Source organism: Janibacter sp. CFPM2_SD2 (genome assembly GCF_057364645.1).
Map to the genome: position 1 here is coordinate 1 of NZ_JBNFOF010000010.1, position 23,195 is coordinate 23,195.

The window sequence follows — 23,195 nt, forward strand, 5'->3', positions numbered from 1 at the left end:
GGCGGTGCGCCCCGGGGCGGACGGTGCCAGGCCCGGCGGCGGGGGGCGGCGGGTCCCTCCCCTTCGTCCTGCAGGTCGGACCGCGGGTTGGTGTCCTCCGGGAGCGAAGGGGGCGGGGTCGCCTCCTCCTGCACGGCACCGATGGCCTCGGTGACGCTCTCGTCGGTCACGGACTGCCGGATCTCGTCGAGACGCTGCGCGCCCTCGGCGTCGAGGTCGGACTCGGTGACCGGAAGGATCTCGACGTCGCTCTCCTCGGGCACCTGCAGCAGCTGCTCGATGTCGGCCTCGCGCTCGGAGACGCGGGCGGCGATGTCGGCCTGGCGGGCGCGGATGGCCTCCATGTCCTCGGCGGTGAAGAGCTGGGCGCCTTGACCGCGACGAGCTGGCGGGCGATCTGCAGGTAGTCGACGCCCTCCGACTCCTCGCCGACGCGCACGATCTGCGGCAGCGACCCGGAGACGCCCTCCATCTTGTCGAGCATGTCCTGCTGGTAGCGGTAGTCGAGGATCTCCGGCGCGAGGGCCGCGCTCAGTGCGCGGATGTCGAGGGCCTGGGCCTCGAGCAGCGCGGCATTGGCATTGGCCTCGGACTCCGACTCGACGAAGCGCTGGCGCGCGACGGCGTTGGCCCGGTTGGTCTCCCGCTCGAGGGCGGTGTCCATCTGCGCCTGGTAGCGGGCGATGTCGGCCTGGATGGCGGAGAGGTTCTCGTTGAGCGAGGCGAGGTCCTTGTTGAGGTCACCCTCGTTCTGCTCCTTCTTCAGCCCCAGCTCGTAGTCATAGGTGTAGGCCTCCTTGGCGACCCGGATCATCTCCGGCGCCGCGAGGTCCATCCGGTACTCCTGCGCCGACGGCTCCGCGTGCGTGATGTTGGCCGTCGTCAGCTCGACCGCGGGGGCGAACTGCGCGTTGAGCTGCTCGAGCAGTCGCGCGGTGCTCTCGCCGACGAGGTCGTAGATGCCCGAGGCCTCCTGCTCGTAGATGAGCGAGCGGGTCGTCTCCGAGATCGCGTTGTTGAGCTTGTCCTGGAAGCCCTGGACGGCACCGAGGACGAAGACGAACTCACGGGCGCTGACGATGCGGAACTGCAGGAAGAGGTCGACCGACGCCTGCACGCCCGACTTCGTCGGTGCCGAGCGGATCGGCGCGTTGAAGGGGTACTCGCGGGTGGTGTTGACGATGTAGGACACGCGCTTCCACGGGTTCCACAGCGTCACCCGGCCGGGACCGACCTCGGCCTCGACCTTGCCGAAGCGCGAGATCAGGGCGGTGCAGCCCTCGGGCACCATGACCATGCCCTGGCGCCACCAGAGGAAGGCCGCCGCGACGAGCACGAGCAGCCAGTAGTGCGGGCCGAAGACCGCGAAGCTCAGGTCGAAGGGGAGGAGCACGACCCCGCCGGCGATGCCGATGAGGACGAGCGCGATGACCGGGATCATCGCGCGCAGGCGGCCGCCCTTGGGCATGACCATCGGCGTGATGACGTGCACCGGGCCGGTCTGGCTCATCTCGTAGCGGCTGCGGCTGAGCGCCTCGGCCGCGTCGTCGAGCGAGACGTGCTCGGCGTTGATCCGGGTGCCGGCGGACCCCCCTTCGCCCCGGGCGGCGGGGAAGTCCCGCGCATTGAGGTCGAAGCCGGTGCCCTGCTGCACCTGCTCCAACGCCTGGTCGACGGCGCCACCCATGCCGGCCGCTCCCGCGACCTGGCGGGCAGCGTTCATGAACTGCTGTGCCCCTGTGCTCAAGGCGATTCCCCTTCGTGGTGCTGGTCTGGCGCGATCCTTTCACGCACAGGGCCGCCCACGGGAGGGGGAGCACTCCCCGTTACAGCTGCGTGTTGAGGTACCGCTGCAGCTGCGCCGTCGTCCGCGGGGTCCACCGCGTCGCCCCGTCACGACTGATGCCGAGGTAGTCCTGCAGGGCCCGGATCGAGGCGGGGTCCCAGCGGCCAGAGGTGGTCGCGCCGATGCGCCACTGGAGGAACGTGATCGTCGCGGAGTCCCAGACGCGGGTCTCGGGCTTGCCGAGCCAGCGCTGGATCCGCCCGACGAGATAGGGGCTGAAGGTGCCGGTCGGCGTCATCCGCGTGCCGAGCATCCCGGCGGCCTCCTTGGCGCGCAGCACCCTCAGCGAGGCGGCGTCGACCTTCGCCCGGAAGCTCGCGTCGCTCGCGGCCCGGGTGCGCACCGCCGAGACCATCGCCGGCAGGGTGTCCGTGCGTGCGGTGAGGACCATGTCGCCGCCGGCGTCGATGAACTTCGTCGCCCGCTGCGCGGGAGTCCACGCCGCGAGCTGCTTCGCGTTGCCGACGTCATCGGTCATCACGACGCCGTCGAAGCCCATCCGCTCCCGCAGGATCGTGCGGATCACGGTGGGGGAGAAGACCGCTGGCTGCGAGGAGTCGATCCGCGAGTAGGAGGCCGACGACATCATGACGAAGGGGGTCCCCGCCGTCACGGCGTCGGCGAAGGGCGTGAGCAGCGCCGACGTGCTCGTCGTGACGGTGTCGGTGACCCCGCTCGTGGTGTCGGTGTTGCCCGTGACCCGCCCCAGACCGGGGAAGTGCTTGACCGTCGTCGCGACCCCGGCGCGCGACATGCCGGCCCGCACGGCACCTCCCTTCGTCGTCACGGTGGCGGAGTAGGCGCCGTACTCACGGTCCCAGCGACCGATCGGCTCGTTGGTCGCCTTGTACGCCGACGGGACGGTGTCGAGCACGGGCCCGAGGTTGGTGTTGACCCCCGCTCGCGACAGTTGCGTGCCCCAGCGCACGGCATTGGCCTGGAGGGTCGACGTGGCCTGGGTGCCCTGCGAGAGCGCCGTCGGCATCCGCGAAAATCCGGAACCCTGCAGCACCTGCAAGTTGCCGCCCTCCTGGTCCGCGGAGAGGAAGGCCGGCACCGCGGCCGTCGCGTCGGCGGGCTCGGTGAGCCGCTGCAGCGAGGTCGTCACCGAGCGGATGTGGTCGGCCCCGCTCGTGCTGCGCCCCATGAGGATGACGTTGCCGACGTGCTGCTCGCTGACGGCCGAGCGCAGGCCCGCGGACACCGAGTCGGCGGGGGTGGCCACCATGAAGAGCTGCCCGATGCGTTGGTCCCGGGTCATCGCCGCGTGCACCTGGTCGGCCCGGCTGGCGGTCACGGCCGAAGGGGGCGCCGCTCCCGTCGTCGGTGCGGCGGAGGCCGACGCCGCGGTGACCGCGAGGACCGCGGCGGCGCTGGTCAGGGCGAGCGTGCGCTTCACCCCTCCAGAGTGGCACTGATCGGCGCCCTCCGCCTCCCTTACCGCTGGCTGAGGAGGTCGCCCCGCGACCGTCTCGAAGCCACCGCCAGGGGCAGGGTGACGAGCGCGAAGACCGCGGTGGCGAGCAGCGCCGTGGGGAAGTCGGATGCCGTCGCGATGGCACCGACGAGCATGGAGCCGATGGCGGTGCCGAGGTCGTAGCCGACATTCCAGATCGAGCTCGCGAGCCCGACGTGCCGGCGGGAGACGGCGGCGAAGGAGAGCACGAGCGTGAGGTTCTGCAGCGCGCCGTAGGCACTGCCGAGCACGAGCGCACCCACGAGCAGCAGCGGCACGGACTGCTCGTCGACGGCCCAGGCGATCGCACCGACCCCGAGCACCGTGAGGACGACGAAGGGGGCGACGAACCGCTGTGCACCGTGCCGGTCCGCGACGCCGCCGATCCACCAGCGGAAGATCGCGGCCATGAGCTCCATGAGGGCGAGGGCGGGGATGACGACCGCGGGGTCGCGCACCATCTGCGGCCCGAAGGTCAGCACGGCGCCGCCGGCGATCGTCGCGCCCATGAGCAGGACCATCGGCCGCAGCAGGGTGAGCGCGACCCGCGGCGTGCTCGGGCCGCCCGCGTCCTCGTCCCCGGTCGGACGGGTGCGGCAGCCGGGGAGAGGACCCGACCGGAGCGCGAGCGCGGCGGGCGCGCCGAGCAGGGGCACGGCGCCGACGACGAAGACCCAGGCGAAACCGATCGTCTCGGCCACCCACGACCCGAGCGGCAGGAGGACGACCTGCGGCCCGGCGACGGCCAGCCCGTAGGCGCCCACGGCCTTGCCGCGGGTCTTGGGGGTCGACAGCTCGGCGACGGCCGCGCTGCCGGTGACGGTGAGGATGCCGAAGCCGACGCCGCGTACGGCGGACAGGGCCAGGACCGCCCACAGCTCGTCGCTGGCGATCAGTCCCAGGGACGGGGCGCCGAGCAGAACCAGCCCGGCGGCGAGGGTCGGCCCCCAGCCGAAGCGCCGCAGCAGGGCCGGGACGGTGAACTGGGTCAGGACGGTGACGAGCAGCAGCACGCCGTTGACGAGACCGGCGCCCCCTTCGTCCGCACCACCGCGCACGACCCACAGGGGCACGACGGGCATGAGGACGGAAAATCCGCTGAAGCCGAGGAAGGTCGCCGCCAGCAGCGCGGGCATCCCCCGCGCGGTCCACACACTGCTCACTGGCAGCAGTCTCTCACCCCCCACCGGTCCCTGAGGAGGCCGCCCGCGGCCGTCTCGAAGGGCCGGACCCACTCACCCCTCGCGCATGCTCCCCGTCTCGAGGAAGCGCTCGTGCCAGGCCAGCGCCTCGCCGAGCAGGTGCGGCGAGTGCACGGCGCCCGGCCGCGCCGCCTGCGCCCGCTCGAGGTAGTCGTGCAGCGCCGGACGGAAGGTCGGGTCGGCGCAGTGCTCGATGATCCGCGGCGCCCGCTTGCGCGGGGAGAGCCCCCGCAGGTCGGCCAGCCCGTGCTCGCTGACGATGACCTGCACGTCGTGCTCGGTGTGGTCGACGTGGCTGACCATCGGGACGATGGCGGACACCTTCCCGCCCTTCGCCGTGGACGGGGTGAGGAAGAAGTTGAGGAAGGCATTGCGGGTGAAGTCGCCGCTGCCGCCGATGCCGTTCATGATCTGGCTGCCGGCGATGTGGGTGGAGTTGACGTTGCCGTAGATGTCGGCCTCGATCATGCCGTTCATCGCGATGACGCCGAGGCGCCGGACGAGCTCGGGGTGGTTGGAGATCTCCTCGCTGCGCAGCAGGATGCGCCCCTTGTACGCACTGATGTTGTCGAGGAAGCGCCGGACCCCGACGTCCGAGAGACCGAAGGATGTCGCCGAGGCCGCGCGCACCGTCCCGCTGTCGATCAGGTCGAGCAGCCCGTCCTGGAGGACCTCGGTGAAGGCGACGAGGTCGGTGAACTCGCTGCCGTCCAGACCCGCGAGCACGGCATTGGCGACATTGCCGACCCCGGACTGCAACGGCAGGAGGGAGTGGGGCATCCGCCCGGCCCGCACCTCGTGCCGGAGGAAGTCGACGACGTGGCCGGCGATCGCCCGCGAGGTCTCGTCGGGCGGGGTGAAGGGGGAGTTGCGGTCCGGTCGGTCGGTCTCGACGACGGCCACGACCTTGGCCGGGTCGACCCGCAGGTAGGGGTCGCCGATCCGCTGCATCGGGTCGGTCAGCTGGATCGGGCGGCGGTGCGGCGGCAGCTGGGTGCCGTAGTAGACGTCGTGGAAGCCCTCGAACTCGCGCGGCTGCCAGTGGTTGACCTCGAGGATCACCCGGTCGGCCTGGTCGAGCCAGGTCTTGTTGTTGCCGACCGAGCTGCTCGGCACGAGCAGGCCGCCCGGCAGGATCGCGGTGACCTCGACGACGGCGACGTCGAGGTTGCCGTAGAAGCCGAACCACATGTGCTGTGCCGAGTGGCTCAGGTGCGCGTCGACGTAGTCGACCTCGCCGGAGTTGATCAGGCTGCGCATCGTCGGGTCGGAGTTGTACGGCAGCCGACTGCTCACCCCGCGAGCCTGCGCGAGGATCCCGTCCGCGTCCGGCGCGGTCGAGGCACCCGTCCACAGTCCGATCCGGTCGTCCTCCCCCCGCGCCGCGGCGGCGACCATGCGATCGTGCAGGGCTTGCGGGATCGCCTTGGGGTAGCCGGCACCGGTGAACCCGCTCATCCCGACGTTGTCGCCGGGGCGGATGTGCTCGACCGCGCTCTCCGCTGTCGTGACGCGCGTGCTCAGGAGCGGACAGGTGATGCGGGACATGGCGTCATCCTGTCAGGGCCGGGTCACGACCCCTTCGGCCAGGAGTCGTCGACGGCGCGGCCGCCCTCGACGACGGGCTCGTCGGCGGGTGCCTCGTGCGACCACGAGTCCCGGGGTCGGTAGCCGAGCTCGAGCGTCGTGTTGGTCATCGACCAGCGGCGATTGAGGTTGTCGGAGATCGCGTAGTAGATGCCGAAGCCGATGTCCGCCTCGATCGCGCAGCGCACGACCTGTGCGGCGTCGTCCTCGCTCAGCCACATGGCATGGAGGAGATCGGTGTCGACGAGGGTCGGGTCACCGCAGACCCAGCCGATCCGCAACGCGATGAAGGACAGCCCGTGCTCGTCGAAGTAGTACCGGCCGAGCGTCTCGCCGAAGACCTTGGACACCCCGTAGAGCGAGTCGGCACGCGGGAGCGTGCCGGGGTAGACCGGCCACTGCTCGAGCCGGTCGTACATGCCCATCGCGTGATTGGACGAGGCGAAGACGACCCGTGCCACCCCGGCCGCACGCGCGGCCTCCAGGACGTTGCGGGTGCCGACGATGTTGGCGTCGAGCACCTGGCCCCACGAGGCCTCCGGCGACGCCGCACCGGCCAGGTGGACGACGGTGTCGATGCCGTCCATGGCTGCCAGGACCGCGTCGTAGTCGACCAGGTCGGCCCCGCGGACCACCGGGTCGGCGCCCGGGTCGGGTTCGCGTGCGTGCCCGACGAGGTCGTAGTCGTCGTGCAGGCGCTGGGTCAGGATCGTGCCGACCCCGCCCGTCGAACCGGTGATGAGGACACGTCGCTTCGTCATCCCCCCACTCTGCTGCGTGAGGGCGGTTCGTCAACAGGGCTGGCGCTCGGCGAGGACGGGTCATCGTGCAGCGGTGACCCGTCCTGCGGTGACCTGGCCGAGGGACGCCATGAGAGGCTCGACGCATTCACAGTCCACCCACGGGAGGCCGCCGTGACCAACCCGGTCAAGGAGCTGCGGGACTTCGCTGCCGCCGCGCTCGTCGAGCCGGTACCGCGTGACCACAGTGAACCCGACGCGCTCTTCCGTCGGCGACGCGTCATCGCCGGGGTCACGCTCGTCGTCGGCACGGTCGTGCTCGGTCTGACGATCCGGATCCCGCCCGGCGACGACCTCTTCTACCTCGGGGGTCTCGTGCTCGCCGCGGTCTGGGCCGTGGGTGGACTGATCGCCGGTTCGCTGCACTTGGGCTGGGCGCACTCCCGCGACGGTCGGCTCGTGCGACCCGTCGTCCAACCCGTCGCCCTCGCCGCCCTGGCCATCGCCATCTTCCTCGCCGGCGCGGTCGTCGTCGGCAGGGTGCCGTGGCTGGCCGGCCCGGTCGACGCCGTGCTCGACCACGCGCGCTACGGCACGCTCGGTCTCATCTGGGCGATCACCGTCCTGACGGGCATCGGGGAGGAGCTGTACTTCCGCGGGGCCCTCTACGCCGCCATCGGGCGACGCCACCCGATCGCCGTCACGACCGTCGTCTACGCCGCCGCCACCGCCCTGACCGGCAACCTGATGCTGGCCTTCGCGGCCGTGCTGCTGGGGGTGCTCACCGGTGCCCAGCGCCGGGTCACCGGTGGCGTCCTCGCGCCGATCATCACCCACATCCTGTGGTCCAGCGCCATGCTCCTGCTCCTCCCACCCCTTCTCGACGTCGTCAGGTGATCACATGACCCCTACCCCCTCCGCCGTCTCGTCCTCCCGCGGGACCGTCCTGGTCACGGGCGCCACCGGCTACATCGGCGGCCTGCTCGTGCCCGAGCTCCTCGATGCCGGCTGGAACGTGCGCGCACTGAGCCGCTCGGCCCAGCGCCTGGACTCCCAGCCGTGGGCCGACCGGATCGAGATCGTCGAGGGCGATGTCACCTCCGGGCAGGACCTGCGCACGGCGCTGCGCGGTGTCGACGTCGCCTACTACCTCGTGCACTCGATGGACGGAGGCGGGGACCTGGCCCGGCGGGACCGTGAGCTCGCGCAGGGCTTCGCGGCGGCGGCGTCCGCGGAAGGGGTCGGCCGCATCGTCTACCTCGGCGGGCTGCACCCCGAGGGCGTCGAGCTCTCGGTCCACCTCGCCTCGCGTGTCGAGGTCGGTCAGGTCCTCCTCGACAGTCCGGTCCCGACCGCGGTGCTGCAGGCCGCGGTCATCCTCGGCGACGGGTCGGCATCCTTCGACATGCTGCGCTACCTCACCGAGCGGTTGCCAGTCATGGTCGCCCCTCGGTGGCTGCGCAACCGGATCCAGCCGATCGCGGTCGACGACGCCCTGCACTATCTGGTCGGGGCCGCGAGCCTGCCCCAGGACGTCAACCGCACCTTCGACATCGGCGGGCCCGAGGTGATGACCTACGAGCAGATGATCCAGCGCTTCGCCGCGGTCACCGGGTTGCGCCGGCGGGTCATCCTGCCCGTGCCCGTGCTCACCCCGTGGCTGGCCAGCCACTGGGTCGGGATCATCACCCCGGTGGAGGCCGGAGTCGCCAAGCCTCTCGTCGGCAGCCTCGTCCACGAGGTCGTGCGTCGCGAGTGGGACCTGGACGAGTACGCCGGACAGCCCGAGCGCGGTCTGCTCGGGTTCGACGAGGCGGTCACTGCGGCGATGCGTGGCGTCGAGCCGGACCACGTGCTGCGCAACGCGCTCACCGCGGCGGCCGGCGCCATCGGTCTCGGCGTCCTCACGGCCGCGTTCGTCCGCCGCAGCCGGTCGGCCGAGGAGTCGCGGCCCCGTGCCGGTGGTCCCGGCGACGCCGGCGACGCCGGCGACCATCATGACCCCATGAGTACTGCGGCACAGACCCCCTTCGCCCTGGTCGACCGCGCCAAGGTGGAACGCAACATCGCGCGGTTGCGGGCCCACCTGGACGGTCTGGGCGTTCCCCTGAGGCCGCACGTGAACCACCAAGGCGCTCGAGCCGACCGCGATGCTCTTCGACGGTGGGACGGGGCCGATCACGGTCTCGACGCTGGCCGAGGCGGAGTTCTTCGCCGACGCCGGGTACACCGACATCCTCTACGCGGTCGGGATTGCGCCGAGCAAGCTCGAGCGCGTCGTGCGGTTGCGCCGGCGCGGCGTCGACCTGACCGTCCTGCTCGACACGCCGGCTCAGGCCCAGGCGGTGCTCGCCCACGCGGTCGAGCACGACGAGCGCATCCCGGTCCTGATCGAGATCGACGCCGACGGTCACCGCGGCGGGGTGCGCCCCGACGACCCGATGCTGCTCGAGATCGCCCGGTCCCTGGCCGACGGGGGCGCGCAGGTGCGCGGCGTGATGACCCACGCGGGCGAGTCCTATGGCGCGATCGGGCGGGCTGCGCAGGCACCGGCCGCCGAGGAGGAGCGGCGCGCGAGCGTCGAGGCGGCGCACCGGCTGCGCGCCGACGGCCACGCCGCGCCCGTGGTGAGCATCGGCTCGACCCCGACCGCTCACGCCGCGCAGGACCTCACCGGCGTCACCGAAGTGCGGGCCGGGGTCTTCGTCTTCTTCGACCTCGTCATGGCCGGCAACGGCGCGTGCCAGATCGACGACATCGCCCTGTCGGTCGTGGCGACGGTCATCGGCCGCGGACCCGACGACGCGTCCCTGCTCACCGCCGACCTCGTCCTGGGGCAGGCCCGGCCCGATCCCCGCGACCTCGACGAGGCCACGTACCGGGAGTGGTCGCGCTTGCACCCCTCGACCCACCCGACGCGCCACGTGCACGGCGCGAACCTCGGGGTGCGCTGGTCGGCCTTCGAGGCGGCGGGTGGGTTCCCGCCCGTGCCCGAGCACGAGGACGTGCTGCTCGTCGAGGCGGTGGTCGCCGCCGGCGCGAACGTGGCCGCGAGTCCGACGATCCTCACCTCGGGGCGACTGCGCGGCCGGGTCGCCGGTGGCTTCTCGGGGTACCTGCGCGACCTCGGCGCCAGGCTCGCCTGACCCCGCGAGCCCTCGGTGTCCGGCCACGGGCGAAGGGGGTCAGAGGGGGTCGGTGGGCGCCCCGCTCATGACATCCCCCTCGCGCGTGGTCCCGGCCGGGCCGGAGCTGTCCAGTGCCCGTTGCAGTGCCTCGCCGATCGGCACGTAGTCGTACCCCGGCTCCAGGAGCTCGTCGCGGACCGAGTAGTCCTCGCACACCATGTCGTGGCGCAGGCTCACGATGAGGTGGTTGACCTCGGTCGACTGCATCCCGGAGATCAGGGCACTGATCCGACCGACCACGGCGCTCGGCAGTCCCGGGACCTCGACCTGCACGCGCGGCAGGCGGGCGACCTGGGCGAAGAGCCGCAGCAGCTCCACGTACTCCAGGACGTCTTCACCGCCCACGTCGAAGTGGTCGTTCGGCGGCGGCTGGACGGTCAGTGCCCGGCGGACGAGGTGGAGGACATCCACGATGGCGATGGGCTGGACCTTGCTGTGCATCCAGGTCGGGACCGGGGTGAAGAGGGGGACGCGCTGGCTCAGTCGCCGCAACAGTTCGTAGGACGTGGATCCGGCCCCGATGATCATCGCGGCGCGCAGCACGACCGTGGGCACCGCGCAGTTGAGGAAGACCTGCTCGACCTCGTACCGCGAACGAAGGTGGGGGGAGAGCTGGCCGTCCGGGACCAGGCCCGACAGGTAGACGATCCGCTGCACACCGGCCTGCTCGCAGGCGACGCCATCCGCTGGGCAGCCTGGCGATCCCTGCGCTCGAAGTCCTCGGACTCCATGGAGTGCACGAGGTAGATGACGGCGTCGACCCCGTCGACGGCGCTGGCGACGAGGTCGTCGTCCTCGATGTCGAACTCGCGGGTCTCGACCTCGTCGTCCCACGGGAACTTCTGCGTCCCCGAGCGGCTCGCCGCGACGACGGTGTGGCCGGCGGCGAGCAGCTCGGGCACGAGGCGGGAGCCGACGTATCCCGTCGCGCCGGTGACCAGGACCCGCAGGGCGCCGTCCTCGTCGGTGGCGTCCGTGGATGGGCGGGGCGATCTCACGGGAGGAGTCATGTGCGTGACAGTAGTGCTCGCGAAGGGCGTGGAGTCTGACCCGACTGGAGCCGCGTGGCTAGCATGTCCCCATGGTCGTCGGCCTGGGGAATGTCGTGCGTCTGGCGGCCTGCGCCGTGCTCCTGCTGCTTCTTGCCGCGTGCGGGAGCATCCCGCAGGACCCTGACGGAACGCTCGACCGGGTGCGTTCATCGGGCGAGATCCGGGTGGGTGTGTCGCACCACCCACCGTGGACCGACGTGACGACGAGCCCGCCCTCCGGCTCCGAGGTCGAGATCATCACGGGATGGGCCGAATCACTCGGTGCCACGGTCGCCTGGCAGGTCGATGGTGAGGAGGCCCTCGTGGCCGCACTCGAGCGCGGTGACATCGATGTCCTCATCGGCGGTCTCACGGACCAGAGCGCGTGGAGCTCGAAGGTCGGACTCACCCGGCCCTACGTCGAGGTCCCTGGTCCGGACGGACCACGCGCCCACGTGATGGCGGTCCCGGCCGGCGAGAACGCCGCGCAGTCCTCGCTCGAGCGGTGGCTCGACACCCACGGGAGGGCGCCGTGAGCACGCCGGGAGCGCTCTCCTTCGGGCGCACCCGTCTACCGGACGAGCAGGGCACGGCCCTGCGGCGGGCCATCCGGCTCGAGTGGGTGACCCTGGGGTACATGGCGACCTGCATCGTCGTGGTCTTCTTCGCGATGGGCAGCTCGCAGGCGATGAAGGCGGCGTGGGTGGAGGACATGCTCGCCCTCATCCCGCCGATCGCCTTCCTGTTCGCGCAGCGGCGCGCCCGACGCCCGGTGGACGCCGAGCACCCCTACGGTCACCATCGCGCCGTCGGTGGCGGACACCTGGCGGCCGCGGTCGCCCTCCTGGGCATGGGCGTCTACCTCATCGTCGACTCGGCGATGGGTCTGCTGCGCGGCGAGCACCCTCCGGTCGGGACCGTCGACCTCTTCGGTCATGCGGTGTGGGCGGGCTGGGTGATGATCGCCGCGACCGTCTACACCGCCATCGGCCCCGTCATCCTGGGACGGATCAAGCTGCCGCTCGCGGACACCCTTCACGACCGGGTCCTGTACAACGACGCCGACATGCAGAAGGCGGACTGGCGCACTGCGACCGGGACGATCGTCGGCGTCCTCGGCATCGGGGTCGGGCTGTGGTGGGCGGACGCGGTCGTCGCGATCGCGATCTCCGTGTCGATCATCCGCGACGGGTGGACCAACGTGCGACACGCGTCGGGCGCGCTCATGGACGCCCAGGCCCGCACGGTGGACGGGACGCGACGCCACCCCCTGACCGAGCAGATCGACGAGGCACTCGAGGAGATCGCGTGGGTGCACAGCAGCCACAGCCGCGTGCGCGACATGGGGCACGTCTTCCATGTGGAGAGCTTCGTCGTGCCGCACGCGGGCCACACCGCCGACATCGACGATCTCGAGCACGCCGCCCAGGTGGCCCGTGACCTCGACTGGAAGGTCGACGACGTCGTCATCGTCCCCGTTCGGCAGATCCCCGAGGCCTTCACCCGCTGACGGGCGCGACCGCCATCGTCCACGCCGCAGTCCTGCCGGCCGCGACGACGGCCGTCATGGTGGCCCCGAGGTCTCAGACGTGCCCGGAGCGAGGCTGCGCGCCCGAGGTGGTCCCAGGCGTCTGCCGTTCGGGCACGGCCGGGACATCGCGCGCCTGCGTGCGGTGCCATCGACCGTCGTGGCACTCGACCAGGCCGAGCTCGGCGAAGGCGTTCAGCCACGTCGTCATCGGCCAGACGCCCCATCTGTCGTGGAAGATCGCTGCGTTGCGCACGATGGCGTCGACGTGCCGCACCGGTGGTGATTCGATCTCATGGTGCTGGTGGTACGCCCGGGCATCGCCGAGCCACTTGTGCCGGAAGCCGCGCTCGTGCACGACCCGGGCGAAGTCGGTGTCCTCCCCGCCGTAGCCGACGTACTCCTCGCAGAATCCGCCGATGCGTTGCCACGTGTGGCGGTGCAGCGCGAAGCACAACGACCAGAAGAGGTCGGGGTCAGGGTTGTCCAGACGCTCGCCCGCGTCGGGAGCCGGCCGCCCGGGGTGGGGCGCGTCGAGGGTCTGCAGGTCGGTGAGGGCGTAGCCGCGGTCCGGTGGCGGCGGCAGATAGGTCACCACCCCCGACCACACGACGTCCGGCGCGTCGTCGACGGCGGCGGCACTGGCTTCGACGAGTCGTGGTCCGGGCAGGCAGTCCACGTCGAGGAAGACCAGGACGTCGGCACCCAGGGAGATGGCGTGCCGTACCCCGAGGTTGCGGGCGGCGGCCAGGGGCAGGCCCGGCAGGTCGGTGTCCAGGTGGAGCACACACGCCCCCGCCACGGTGAGCGTCGGGTCGTTCATGGCCACGACGACCCACAGATCGGGGCGCCGGGTGCCGTCCCTCACGGTCACGGCCTGGTTCGCGAGGTGGTCATGGCGCCCGTGCACGATGGTGATGAGAGCGACGGTGCTCATGCAGCCGCCACCTCCCGCACAACCTGTACGAAACGTGACGCGGCACGGTCGTCGCACCATGCAGACCATGCGCTGCCGTCGAGTCCAGCGGTGCGTTCGAGCAGGTCCGTCCACCCGCGTCGGGGGAGGGTGTCGAGGACGGTGGCCGGCCAGCGGGGGGCCCGCAGCGCTCGGGCGGTCACGTGTTGCTCCCGGAAGGGGCGGATCTGGGGGATGACGACGCGGCCGGCGGGCCGCGGCTGTCTCGGCGACGGCGTTCTGCCCCGCATGGGTGATGACGACCTCGGCGGTGGAGAGGACGGCGAAGGGGTCCGCGCTCCAGGTCTGCCCGCCCAGCATCGTCCAGGTCCAGCCCGCACTGCCTGCCCGGGCGGCCTCGAGGAGGCGCTCCGGGTCAGCCCCTCCGCCGCGTCCCCACAGCACGGCCACGCTCCTGTCCCGGACCGCACCGGCGGCGGTGGCGGGGAAACGGGACAGTCCGCCCAGGTACCGGATGCGCGAGCGGAGGCGAAGGGGGAGACCGGTGCGGATGTCGGCGGTCTCCGGCCACAGGGCCACCAGGGCGTCGGAGATCCCGTACCCGAGCAGGTGGGGGTCGTCGGAGCGCTCGCCCGGTTGCACGACGGTGACGACAGGGACCCCGTGCAGGCGCGCCAGCACCGCGACCTCTACCGAGACGTCGCAGACGAGCACGCGCGGCTTGGCGGCGACGAGCCACGCCGACAGCGCACCCATGCGCTGCCCCAGGCCGGGGTGCCTGCGCGGGACCCAGTGCAGGTGCCCACCGGCCGTGACGTCGGCACCCGGGTCGACGGGCGCGTCGTCCTCCAAGCGGACCCACTCGCCCGGCCAGTCCGCGGGGCGGGGGAGCGAGGACAGCCCGGTGATCTGTGACCCCCACGACGCGGCGACCGCCCGGGCGCGGTGCAGGTGTCCAGAGCCGTGGTGGTGGATGTAGTAGCCGATCACGCGGCCGGGTCCTCGGTCGTGGCCCCGGTCGCGCGACGGTAGAGGTCCACGTAGCTGTCGACCATCGCTGAGTGGGAGAACCGCGCACGGGCGGCCGCTCGCACGACCACGCGGTCGCGGGTGGCGGCGGCGCGCATCGCCAGCGCCCGAGGGCCGGGACGTCCGCCCGGGGCCAGCGCGCCTGCGTCTCGTCGACGATCTCGCCCAGGGCGCCCCGCGCGAATGCTGCCACCGGGGTGCCGCAGGCCAAGGCCTCGACGGCGACGAGCCCGAAGGGCTCCTCCCACGCGGGGGTGACGACGGCGACGGTGGCCCGACCCACGAGATCGGTGAGCTCGCGGTGCGTCAGGTGTCCGACGTACTCGATGCCGTCCCCGAGGAGCGGCTGGACTTCGGTCGTGAAATAGCGCCGGTCGAGGATCTCGCCGGCGATCCACAGCGGCATCCCGATCGAACGCGCCGCCCGGGCCGCCTGGTGCGGCGCCTTCTCCGGGACGATCCTCCCCGACCACACGGCCGGTCCGCCACCGGGTCCGGGGGACCACTGATCGAGGTCGATGCCGTTGTGCACCGGGGTGCTGGCGACCATGGGTGACCACGCGCGGGCCGTCGCGTGGCTGACCGAGACGAAGTGGCAGTTGTCCCCGGCGTAGGCGATCGCCGACGTCAGCCATGGGACGGGTGGGGTGTGCAGGGTGGTGATGATCGGGAGGTCGACGGCGCTCGACATCGCGATCGGCAGGTGATGAAGGCTGTTGTTGTGGATGACGTCGAAGGAGCGACGCCCGCTGCGTACCAAGTCCATCATCAGCCCCAGGTAGGCGTGGTGCTCGTCCATCCACTGCTCCGGGGGAGCGGCCACGTCGCGGCGGGACTCCTCGTCGGACTCGTAGACGGCGCAGGGCAGGTGCACCACGTTCAGCGCGGGATCGGATCCGGCCGCGGCGAAGAGGGAGACGTCATGCCCCCGTCGCAGGAGCTCTCGGGCCAGGGCATGGGTGTGTGCCTCGAGGCCCCCGGCGAAGGGCTCCCTGATCGGGAAGCGGCTCGATCCGATGAGGCAGATGCGCAGCGGTGTCGTGGCCGTGGGCCTGCTCGCACCCCACGGGAGAGATCCGCGTGCGCACGGTGGGTCGGCCGGGGTCCTGTCCCGGGCGATCGGGGCCGGTTCAGCCACGGGTCACCTGCGGCGACATCGTCTCCACGGCGGCCAAGAGTCCTGCGGCCCACGCGTGGACGTCGTGCGCCAGGACCCGCTGACGCATCACGTGCATCCGTCGGCGCGCGTCGTCCGCTTCGTCGCGCATGGCTCGCAGGATGGTGCGCTTGAGATCGCTGAGGTCGTGCGGATTGCACAGGTAGGCGGCGTCGAGTTCGTCGGCGGCCCCGGCGAACTCACTCAGGACCAGGGCTCCGCCCCCGTCGGCACGCGCGGCGACGAACTCCTTGGCTACCAGATTCATCCCGTCGCGCAGGGGGGTGACCACCAGGACGTCGGCGGCCAGGTACAGGGCGACGATCTCCTCGCGAGAGTGCCGCTGGTGCAGATAGTGGACGGCCGTGACGCCCAGGTCTGCATGGTCCCCGTTGATGTTGCCGATCATGCCCTCGATCTCGTCTCGCAGGTCCCGGTAGGCAGCGACCCGGTCGCGGCTGGGAGTGGCGACCTGCACGACGGCGTGCTCGCCGGCGACGAGCTCTCCCTCGGTCAAGAGCTCGGACACGGCCCGCAAGCGGTGACGGATGCCCTTGGTGTGGTCGAGTCGATCCACGCCCAGCAGCAGCGTCTTCGGGTCGCCCAGACTCCGGCGGATCTCGCGCGACCGTTCGATCACCCGACGGCTGCGGGCCAGCTCGTGGATCTGTTGCGCGTCGACGGAGACCGGCATGACCGTGACGCTGACCCGTCGCGGTGCGGCAGCGGGGTCGGCCGTGGTGCTGTCCGGGCAGATGATCGATCCCGGTTCGGTCGACAGGCCGAGGACCTGTGCGCAGGTGCGGAGGAAGTTGTCCGCGTCAGACCGGCGCTGGAAACCGAGCACGTCTGCCCCCAGGAGTCCGCGCAGCACCTCCTCGCGCCAGGGCAGCTGCGAGAAGAGTTCCGCGGCGGGGAAGGGGATGTGGTTGAACCACCCGATCCGCACGTCCGGCCGGGCGCGGCGGATCAGATCGGGGACCAGCTGGAGCTGGTAGTCGTGGACCCACACGGTGGCGCCCGGCGCAGCGCATGCCGCAGCGGAGCTGGCGAAGCGCTCGTTGACCCGCAGATAGGCGTCCCACCACCGGTGGCGGAAGACGGGCTGCGCGATCACGTCGTGGTACAGCGGCCACAAGGTGGCAGTGCTGAATCCCTCGTGGAAGTCGCTCACCTCGTCGTGGCCCAAGGACAGCGGAACGAGGTGTGTGGAGCCCCCCAGGACGAAGGGCTCGGGCACCTCATCGGCGTCCCCGGTCCACCCCACCCACGCCCCCCGGCGTCCACCCGTGATGGCGCCCATGGCGGTCACCAAGCCACCGGGGGTGGTTCTCCAGAGACCGGAACCGTCCTCGTCGAGGTCACGCGTCACGGGCAGCCGGTTGGCCACCACGACCTCGTCGAAGGTGGGATGAGAGGGGAACTCGACTCGGGTCCCGCGGTGCTGATCGGGCTGAGTGAGACCCATGATTGATCCTTCCCGACACCGGACGCGTCGCTGCGCGGGCGGTTTCCCGACGATGATTACGTCGTAAACGTACGGCGTAAATTCCAATGTGGCAACAGGCCGCCTCCTCCCCGGAGTGAGGCCCCCTAGGCTGTTCTCCCAGGTGAACTCCCGAGGCGTTGTCGACAGGAAGGGCCGCGATGAGCGATCCCGTGCCGCAGCGGGGACCCCGTCCCAGGCTGGACCGTGACCAGATCGTCCGTGCAGCAACGGAACTGATCAGCGAGCAGGGTGTGGACGGGCTGACGATGCGTCGTGTCGGCCAGGCACTCGGCGTCGAGGCGATGGCGCTCTATCGCTACGTCTCGGGCCGGGAGGAGTTGCTGGAGGCAGTCATCGACCATCTCCTGTCCTCGGTCGCGCGGGAGGTCACGGATCTCCAGCCGACCTCTTGGCAGGGGTACCTCCAGACCCTGGCCCACGAGATGCGCCGCATGGCCCAAGAGCACCCTGCGGCCTTCCCCCTGGCCGCCACGCGACACCCGGCCGCACCGTGGTTGCGACCGCCGCTGCGCAGCATCGAACTGGTCGAGAACTTCCTCCTGACCCTCACGGACGCAGGGTTCGACGACGCTGCCGCGGTGGATGCGTACAAGCTGTTCACCACCTTCCTCGTCGGATCCCTGCTCCTGGAGGTCGCGGCCCACGGCAGCGACATCGCAGACGCGGACACGGCGAAGGCCGAGGAGCGGGAGACGAGCCTGCGCGAGCCCCTGGCGAAGGCGCCGCACGTGGTCCGGATGCGGGACCGGCTCAGTCAGGACAGCAGCACCCAGGAGTTCGAGGTGGGTCTTGAAGCCCTCATCGACCGGATCGAGCGGACCTTCTGATCACCAGGTCTGCAAGCACGAGGGTGCGCGGCTGTCCCGCCCCGGACCTCACCGGCGCGGCCAGACCCATGGCGAGGATGATCCTCCGGCGAGCACCGGGGCGGATTCGTGACCGGTGATGTGGGGTAGCGGTACGTGCGAAGCGCGGCTCGCGTCGCCCATCTCTTCGGTGGTGGGCACGTCCACGCGCCACCGGAGCGACCACCACCTCCCAGGAGAGAACTCATGCACCCCAGCACTCCCGCGTCACCTGCCCAACGGTCCAGTGCGGTGATCCGCCAGGGCGCCGATGACACGTCCTGCGGTGACGCGCGGGTTAGGTCATGACGTCCCTGTGGCGTGACGGACGAGCGCCGATCCCCTCGGATGTCCTCACCTCCGAGCGGTGTGACGACGTCGTCGTCGGCGCCGGTATCACCGGGCTGACCACGTCCCTGCTGCTGGCCCGCGCTGGGCGCGATGTCGTCGTCCTCGAGGCGCGCGATCTCGGCTCCGTCGCCACCGGCAACACGACGGCAAAGGTCTCCCTGCTGCAGGGGACGAAGTACAGCACCCTGCTGCGTCGCCACCCCGTCGACGTCGCCTCCGCCTACCTCGAGGCCAACCGAGCCGGCCAGGACTGGGTGCTGGAGTACTGCCAGGCGCAGGGGATCGCGGTCCAGCGACGCGACGCGGTGACCTATGCCCCCGACACCGATCGAGGTCGCCGCGCGGCCCTGCGCGAGCACGAGGCCGCGACGGCGGTGGGGCTGGCCACGCGCTGGAGCGACGACCTGCCCGTTCCCTTCCCGCACGCCGGGGGCGTGGTGCTGGCCGACCAGGCACAGCTCGACCCGATGGAGTTGCTGCACGGTCTCGTCGCGGATCTGCGTGCCGCCGATGGCCGGGTGGTCACCGGTGCCCGCGTCCAGCACGTCTCGGTGATCGGCCGGCCCACGGTGCGCTGGGACGGCGGTCGGCTGTCGAGCGACACCATCGTCCTGGCCACCGGCGCGCCCACCGTGGACCGCGCGCTCCACTTCGCCCGGCTCGAGCCGCAGCGCTCCTACGCCCTGGCCTTCGACCACCCGGACCCTCCGGACCTGATGCTGCTCAGCGCCCACGGCAGCAGCCGATCCGTGCGCGATGCACCCGGCGACGGGGCCGCCCGTCGCCTCCTGGTCGGCGGAGAGGGTCACACCGTGGGCCGGGCCCGGCACGAGCAGGGCCACCTGGACCGCTTGCGGGAGTGGACGGCGGAGCACTTCCCGCAGGCGGTGGAGACCCACCACTGGTCGGCGCAGGACTACACCTCGCCCGACGCGCTGCCGCGCGTGGGACTCCTGCCGCTGGGGCGTTGCCGGGTCCACGTGGCCACCGGGTTCGCGAAGTGGGGGATGACGAACGGGGCCGCTGCCGCGTTGGCCGTGTCCGGGCAGATCCTCGGCGACCCGGTGGCGTGGGCGCAGCGTCTGCACCGCGGGCGCGGGCGCCTCCCCGCGGCTGTGGGAATGGCCCGAATCAACGCGGGCGTCGCCGCAGCCGGTTCCCTGGAACTGGGACGCGCGGCCCTGAAGCCGTTGCCCAAGCACGTGCCGGAAGGTGAAGGCGCCGTCGGCCGCGAGGGGCTGCTGCCGGTCGACCATCGACGGGCGCACGTGCACCGTCACGGCGATCTGCACCCACCTCGGTGGGGTGCTCGAGTGGAACGATGCCGACCAGAGCTACGACTGCCCCCTCCACGGCTCGCGCTTCGCGCCGACCGGGGAGGTCCTCGAGGGACCCGCCACCCGAGCCCTCGCCCTGCGCGACGACGACCATTCCTGAAACATCCCTGAACCGGAGGATTTCTGCATGAGCGAGAACACCACCCTCATCGACGCCTCGACCGCGGACGTCTGGTCGGTGCTGAGCGACGGCTGGCTCTACCCCCTGTGGGTCGTCGGTGCCTCGAGGATGCGCGATGTCGATGCGGACTGGCCCGCTGCCGGCAGCCGCATCCACCATTCGGTCGGCGTCTGGCCCGGGTTGGTCGACGACCACACCCGGGTGCTCGCATCGGACCCCGACCGATCCCTCACCCTGTGCGCGCGCGCCTGGCCGGTGGGGAAGGCCGAGGTCCGGCTCACCCTGACACCATCGGGTGAACAGACCGAGGTGGCCATCCACGAGGACGTCGTCTCCGGGCCGGGGGTGCTCGTGCCGGGGCTGGTGCGTCAGCCGGCCCTGATGTGGCGCAATTCCGAGACTCTGCGCCGTCTGCGTCTGCTCGTGGAGGGGCGCGCCGGCCGGACCGCATGAGGCTGAGCGCGCGTCGCGAGAGCCTGAGTGGGCGACGCCTGACCGCGTCCGTGGGTGACCCTGCCGGCCACGCGCGACCGCACGCCCCTGAGACGCTGACGGGTCCGTGACGACGTTTGGCGCGGTGCTCACGGTGGGGTCTACTGGCCGGGTGGACGCACTGAACGCACCGAGGTGGACGTCACGGGCGAGATCGTGGCTCTCGTCCCCGGTGACCCAGACCGACTTCCTGCAGCTGCTCAAGGCCACCGTGGCCGCCGTCGGCGCCTGGGTCCTGGCCGAGCTGGTGTGGGAGCTGAAGCAGGCCTACCTGGCGCCGTGGGTGGCATTGCTGACCGTCCATGCCACGGTCTACCGGACGATGTGGCGCGGCCTGCAGACGGTGATCACGTCGGGCTGGGCATCCTCCTGGCGCTCGTGGTCGTCGAGCTCTTCGAGGTCACAGCCTGGTCGTTCGGTCTGGCGCTGCTCATGGGCCTCGCCCTCTCCCGTCTGCGGGTCCTGCGCGACGAGGGCATCACCGTGGCGACAACCGTGCTGTTCGTCCTCGCGACCGGGTACAACATCCCGGACTCTCGGGCCATTGACCTGCTGCCCGACCGCCTGCTGAGCACAGCCATCGGCGTGGTCGTGGCGCTGCTCGTCAACCTCCTGGTGCTGCCGCCGCTGTACGACAGCAGCGCCCAGCGACAGATCGACGACGTGGACCGCAGGCTGGGGGCTCTGCTGGTGGACATGGCCCAGCAGCTGCGCGAGCCGCGCAAGGAGCAGGAGGAGGCCGACTGGATCGAGACGACGAGATCCATCGACACCGATCTGACGGAGGCGTGGTCGCTCGTGCGCACCGCGCAGGAGGGACGGTCCTGGAACCCGCGGCACAGGCTCCATCCGGGTCAGCACCTGGAGACCTACCCGCAGATCCTGGTGCGGCTCGAGGAGGGCGTCAGCCTGGTGCGCAGCATCGCACGGCACGTACGCGAGTCCAGCCGTGCGTCGCAGGAATGGGATCCGCGCTTCCGCGATCGCTACATCGACCTCCTCGAGAACCTGGGTCGGCGCATCGCCGACCCTGACGCGGACGTGGCCGAGGTGCGTGAGGATCTGCGTCGCCTGTCCGAGGACCTGTCGACCGAGGATCTGTCCGGTTTGCTGTGGCCGTTGTACGGCGCCCTCATCGCCAACCTCCAGGTCCTCATCGACGTCGTCGACGACGTGGCCACGGCGGAGCCGGTGCGCACCTGAGGCTGCGAGACCGCGCGTCAGTCATGGCGCAGGGGTCGACCAGCTGCGATCGGCGCTGTGTGAAGGGCCTCGCGTTCGAGTCGACGTACGGGGAGGATGGACTCATGCCCATCCAGCTCCTCGTCGTCGACGGCTGCCCCATCAGCAGGTGGCCGGTGAGCACCTGAGCCGGGCCTTGGCCGCCGTCGGCCGGTCCGCGACGTGGAGGCGGTGCGGGTCAGGACCCCGGAAGAGGCGCAGGAATGGGGTTTCACGGGTCACGGTCCGTGCTGCTGGACGGCCACGACCCCTTCGCTGCACCGGACGCACCGGTCGGGCTCGCCTACCGGAACTACCGCACGCCACTGAGCCCGGACGGCTCTCCCAGCGTCGCGCAGCTGGTCGAGGTGCTGGCCCGTCCATCACGCCAAATTTCCGTCTCCAAAGGGTTGGCACTCTCGGGTAGAGAGTGCTAATTTTGGTGAGGTCAGTTCAGGTACAGCCACCCCCGCGGGGCGGTGGGTGGCCTCATCGTTGGAGGTTGATTTCTGATGATGCGCTCTGATGCACTCACCGAGTTGGACGCCCTCGCGCAGGGCCTCCTGGGGACTCGCTCGACATCACGTTCGCCCCAGTTCATGCCGGTCGACGTCTACCGCATGGAGGATCGCTACTTCGTCCACGCGGACCTTCCGGGCATGGACCCCGGGAGCATCGACGTCAACATGGGTCGCGGCGTCCTGACCCTGACCGCTCACCGCTCGTCCCTGCACGAGCAAGAGGTGCAGTGGTTGACCAGTGAACGCTTCTCCGGCAGTTACCGGCGGCAGATCACCTTCGGGGATGACATCGATCCCGATCAGGTGTCGGCCACCTACGACAACGGGGTCCTGACCGTCGTCCTGCCGGTGAACAAGCGATCGCTGCCGCGAAAGATCTCGGTCGGGACACCGTCCTCCCAGCCGCTCGAAGTGGAGGCGTCCTCCGACCGGGGCGAGGAGTCGTCCAGCACCCGTGATCGCGAGAGTTCCACCTAGTCGCCCCGCGATCCACGCGAAGAGCCCTGCACCCGTGCAGGGCTCTTCGCGTGTCGGGCAGGGCGAAGGTCACGTCAGGAGTCGGTGGATCTCCTGCAGCGCGGACTCGACGGTGTCCTCGAGGGCCTTCGCCGGGTCGTCGGAGCACTCCAGCAGTCGGCTGCCCTCCTCGAACGCGGTCGACCACCCCAGGTACACCGTCCCCGCAGGGTGGCCGTCCTGGTCCTGCGGGCCCCCGACACCCGTGGCGGAGACGGCGATGGTGGCGTCCGTCAGCTCACGCACCCCGCGCGCGAGTTCTTGGGCGGCGGCGCCCGACACGGGATCGAGTCCACGCGTCATGCCCAGGACGGTGGTCTTGACGTCGACGCTGTACGCGACGACGGCGCCGGCAAACCATTGACTGGCATCCTGCCCCCGCCCCAGACGCGCGGCGATGTTCCCGCTCGTCAGGGACTCGGCCACCGCGATCCGGGCGTCGACGGTGCAGGCGGCACGGGCGATCTCGTCGACGAGTTCGTCTGCCGAGGCGGAGGTCACGACCAGAAGGCTAGTACGTCGATGGTGCCGGTGCGAGTGCTGTCGCGCAGCGCGACCCATGACGAAGGGCGGGACCCGTGACCGGGTCCCGCCCTTCGTCA

At 71.1% G+C, this 23,195-nt stretch carries 19 protein-coding genes and 2 pseudogenes; 10 read left to right on the forward strand and 11 right to left on the reverse strand.

What is annotated here, in order from left to right; genetic code table 11:
• Positions 1 to 166: 166 nt before the first annotated feature.
• From AC2W7J_RS01865 to AC2W7J_RS01885, 5 genes are all read right to left on the reverse strand, one after another.
• Positions 167 to 1,723, reverse strand: coding sequence for an SPFH domain-containing protein (locus tag AC2W7J_RS01865; protein ID WP_485981223.1), 1,557 nt, complete (start codon positions 1,721 to 1,723; stop codon positions 167 to 169).
• 103 nt (positions 1,724 to 1,826) lie between these two features.
• Positions 1,827 to 3,245, reverse strand: a complete 1,419-nt coding sequence (locus tag AC2W7J_RS01870; RefSeq protein WP_485981225.1) for a glycoside hydrolase family 3 N-terminal domain-containing protein — start codon at positions 3,243 to 3,245, stop codon at positions 1,827 to 1,829.
• 38 nt (positions 3,246 to 3,283) lie between these two features.
• Positions 3,284 to 4,465, reverse strand: coding sequence for an MFS transporter (locus tag AC2W7J_RS01875; protein ID WP_485981226.1), 1,182 nt, complete (start codon positions 4,463 to 4,465; stop codon positions 3,284 to 3,286).
• 72 nt (positions 4,466 to 4,537) lie between these two features.
• On the reverse strand, positions 4,538 to 6,052 hold the full coding sequence (gene scpC, locus AC2W7J_RS01880; protein WP_485981228.1) for a succinyl-CoA:acetate CoA-transferase ScpC: 1,515 nt from the start codon (positions 6,050 to 6,052) through the stop codon (positions 4,538 to 4,540).
• A gap of 23 nt (positions 6,053 to 6,075) precedes the next feature.
• Positions 6,076 to 6,852 carry an NAD-dependent epimerase/dehydratase family protein gene (locus AC2W7J_RS01885; RefSeq protein ID WP_485981230.1) on the reverse strand — a complete coding sequence of 259 codons (777 nt, stop codon included), beginning with the start codon at positions 6,850 to 6,852 and terminating at the stop codon, positions 6,076 to 6,078.
• A 153-nt stretch (positions 6,853 to 7,005) separates the two neighbouring features.
• Here AC2W7J_RS01885 and AC2W7J_RS01890 point away from each other — a divergent pair, with 153 nt between their 5' ends.
• The 3 genes and pseudogenes from AC2W7J_RS01890 to AC2W7J_RS01900 all read left to right on the forward strand — a co-directional run bounded on the left by AC2W7J_RS01890 (position 7,006) and on the right by AC2W7J_RS01900 (position 9,977).
• Positions 7,006 to 7,728, forward strand: a complete 723-nt coding sequence (locus AC2W7J_RS01890) for a CPBP family intramembrane glutamic endopeptidase (protein WP_255186019.1) — start codon at positions 7,006 to 7,008, stop codon at positions 7,726 to 7,728.
• A gap of 4 nt (positions 7,729 to 7,732) precedes the next feature.
• Positions 7,733 to 8,044: pseudogene (locus tag AC2W7J_RS01895) on the forward strand (NAD(P)H-binding protein); the annotation flags it as partial.
• Positions 8,045 to 8,981: 937 nt separating this feature from the next.
• Positions 8,982 to 9,977 (forward strand): alanine racemase, encoded by a 996-nt coding sequence (locus tag AC2W7J_RS01900; RefSeq protein ID WP_485981232.1) that lies wholly within the window; start codon positions 8,982 to 8,984, stop codon positions 9,975 to 9,977.
• Positions 9,978 to 10,016: 39 nt separating this feature from the next.
• Here the strand turns inward: AC2W7J_RS01900 and AC2W7J_RS01905 are convergent, their stop codons facing one another.
• Positions 10,017 to 10,574, reverse strand: coding sequence for a Rossmann-fold NAD(P)-binding domain-containing protein (locus tag AC2W7J_RS01905; protein ID WP_485981234.1), 558 nt, complete (start codon positions 10,572 to 10,574; stop codon positions 10,017 to 10,019).
• Positions 10,544 to 11,029 carry an NAD-dependent epimerase/dehydratase family protein gene (locus AC2W7J_RS01910; RefSeq protein WP_485981236.1) on the reverse strand — a complete coding sequence of 162 codons (486 nt, stop codon included), beginning with the start codon at positions 11,027 to 11,029 and terminating at the stop codon, positions 10,544 to 10,546. Before AC2W7J_RS01910 ends, AC2W7J_RS01905 begins: the two co-directional genes overlap by 31 nt.
• A gap of 71 nt (positions 11,030 to 11,100) precedes the next feature.
• Between AC2W7J_RS01910 and AC2W7J_RS01915 the strand changes: the two genes are divergently transcribed.
• Together AC2W7J_RS01915 and AC2W7J_RS01920 are read left to right on the forward strand one after the other, a co-directional pair.
• Positions 11,101 to 11,586, forward strand: coding sequence for a transporter substrate-binding domain-containing protein (locus tag AC2W7J_RS01915; RefSeq protein WP_255186023.1), 486 nt, complete (start codon positions 11,101 to 11,103; stop codon positions 11,584 to 11,586).
• On the forward strand, positions 11,583 to 12,560 hold the full coding sequence (locus AC2W7J_RS01920) for a cation diffusion facilitator family transporter (RefSeq protein WP_485981238.1): 978 nt from the start codon (positions 11,583 to 11,585) through the stop codon (positions 12,558 to 12,560). The genes AC2W7J_RS01915 and AC2W7J_RS01920 overlap by 4 nt, the downstream gene beginning before the upstream one ends.
• Positions 12,561 to 12,633: 73 nt before the next feature.
• On the opposite strand, the gene AC2W7J_RS01925 is transcribed toward AC2W7J_RS01920, so the two are convergent.
• From AC2W7J_RS01925 to AC2W7J_RS01935, 3 genes and pseudogenes are all read right to left on the reverse strand, one after another.
• The gene (locus tag AC2W7J_RS01925) at positions 12,634 to 14,484 is read right to left on the reverse strand and encodes a glycosyltransferase family 2 protein (protein ID WP_485981240.1); all 1,851 of its coding nucleotides are present in this window, start codon (positions 14,482 to 14,484) and stop codon (positions 12,634 to 12,636) included.
• A 241-nt stretch (positions 14,485 to 14,725) separates the two neighbouring features.
• Positions 14,726 to 15,661 (reverse strand): annotated as a pseudogene (locus tag AC2W7J_RS01930) (glycosyltransferase); the annotation flags it as partial.
• Positions 15,654 to 17,069 (reverse strand): alpha,alpha-trehalose-phosphate synthase (UDP-forming), encoded by a 1,416-nt coding sequence (locus tag AC2W7J_RS01935; RefSeq protein ID WP_485981242.1) that lies wholly within the window; start codon positions 17,067 to 17,069, stop codon positions 15,654 to 15,656. The pseudogene AC2W7J_RS01930 and the gene AC2W7J_RS01935, both read right to left, overlap by 8 nt.
• Before the next feature lie 257 nt (positions 17,070 to 17,326).
• Between AC2W7J_RS01935 and AC2W7J_RS01940 the strand changes: the two genes are divergently transcribed.
• From AC2W7J_RS01940 to AC2W7J_RS01960, 5 genes are all read left to right on the forward strand, one after another.
• Entirely contained in the window at positions 17,327 to 18,016 is a 690-nt protein-coding gene (locus tag AC2W7J_RS01940) for a TetR/AcrR family transcriptional regulator C-terminal domain-containing protein (protein WP_255186028.1), read from the forward strand.
• 323 nt (positions 18,017 to 18,339) lie between these two features.
• The gene (locus tag AC2W7J_RS01945) at positions 18,340 to 19,833 is read left to right on the forward strand and encodes an NAD(P)/FAD-dependent oxidoreductase (protein ID WP_485981243.1); all 1,494 of its coding nucleotides are present in this window, start codon (positions 18,340 to 18,342) and stop codon (positions 19,831 to 19,833) included.
• A 16-nt stretch (positions 19,834 to 19,849) separates the two neighbouring features.
• Positions 19,850 to 20,296: an SRPBCC family protein gene (locus AC2W7J_RS01950; RefSeq protein ID WP_485981245.1), complete on the forward strand. Its 447-nt coding sequence runs from the start codon at positions 19,850 to 19,852 to the stop codon at positions 20,294 to 20,296.
• Positions 20,297 to 20,659: 363 nt separating this feature from the next.
• Positions 20,660 to 21,538, forward strand: coding sequence for an aromatic acid exporter family protein (locus tag AC2W7J_RS01955; protein ID WP_485981246.1), 879 nt, complete (start codon positions 20,660 to 20,662; stop codon positions 21,536 to 21,538).
• 617 nt (positions 21,539 to 22,155) lie between these two features.
• Positions 22,156 to 22,554 (forward strand): Hsp20/alpha crystallin family protein, encoded by a 399-nt coding sequence (locus AC2W7J_RS01960; RefSeq protein ID WP_485981248.1) that lies wholly within the window; start codon positions 22,156 to 22,158, stop codon positions 22,552 to 22,554.
• A gap of 69 nt (positions 22,555 to 22,623) precedes the next feature.
• Here AC2W7J_RS01960 and AC2W7J_RS01965 read toward each other — a convergent pair whose 3' ends face one another.
• Entirely contained in the window at positions 22,624 to 23,094 is a 471-nt protein-coding gene (locus AC2W7J_RS01965; protein WP_485981250.1) for a CinA family protein, read from the reverse strand.
• Positions 23,095 to 23,195: the final 101 nt, after the last annotated feature.

What these genes read in the sequence shown, in the direction of transcription:
- AC2W7J_RS01900 (WP_485981232.1), top strand. Translation starts at nt 8,982, where the DNA reads ATGCTCTTCGACGGTGGGACGGGGCCGATCACGGTCTCGACGCTGGCC.
- AC2W7J_RS01865 (WP_485981223.1), bottom strand. Translation starts at nt 1,723, where the DNA reads ATGAACGCTGCCCGCCAGGTCGCGGGAGCGGCCGGCATGGGTGGCGCC.
- scpC (WP_485981228.1), bottom strand. Translation starts at nt 6,052, where the DNA reads ATGTCCCGCATCACCTGTCCGCTCCTGAGCACGCGCGTCACGACAGCG.
- AC2W7J_RS01885 (WP_485981230.1), bottom strand. Translation starts at nt 6,852, where the DNA reads ATGACGAAGCGACGTGTCCTCATCACCGGTTCGACGGGCGGGGTCGGC.
- AC2W7J_RS01960 (WP_485981248.1), top strand. Translation starts at nt 22,156, where the DNA reads ATGCCGGTCGACGTCTACCGCATGGAGGATCGCTACTTCGTCCACGCG.
- AC2W7J_RS01940 (WP_255186028.1), top strand. Translation starts at nt 17,327, where the DNA reads ATGAGCGATCCCGTGCCGCAGCGGGGACCCCGTCCCAGGCTGGACCGT.
- AC2W7J_RS01910 (WP_485981236.1), bottom strand. Translation starts at nt 11,029, where the DNA reads ATGACTCCTCCCGTGAGATCGCCCCGCCCATCCACGGACGCCACCGAC.
- AC2W7J_RS01945 (WP_485981243.1), top strand. Translation starts at nt 18,340, where the DNA reads ATGACGTCCCTGTGGCGTGACGGACGAGCGCCGATCCCCTCGGATGTC.
- AC2W7J_RS01950 (WP_485981245.1), top strand. Translation starts at nt 19,850, where the DNA reads ATGAGCGAGAACACCACCCTCATCGACGCCTCGACCGCGGACGTCTGG.
- AC2W7J_RS01915 (WP_255186023.1), top strand. Translation starts at nt 11,101, where the DNA reads ATGGTCGTCGGCCTGGGGAATGTCGTGCGTCTGGCGGCCTGCGCCGTG.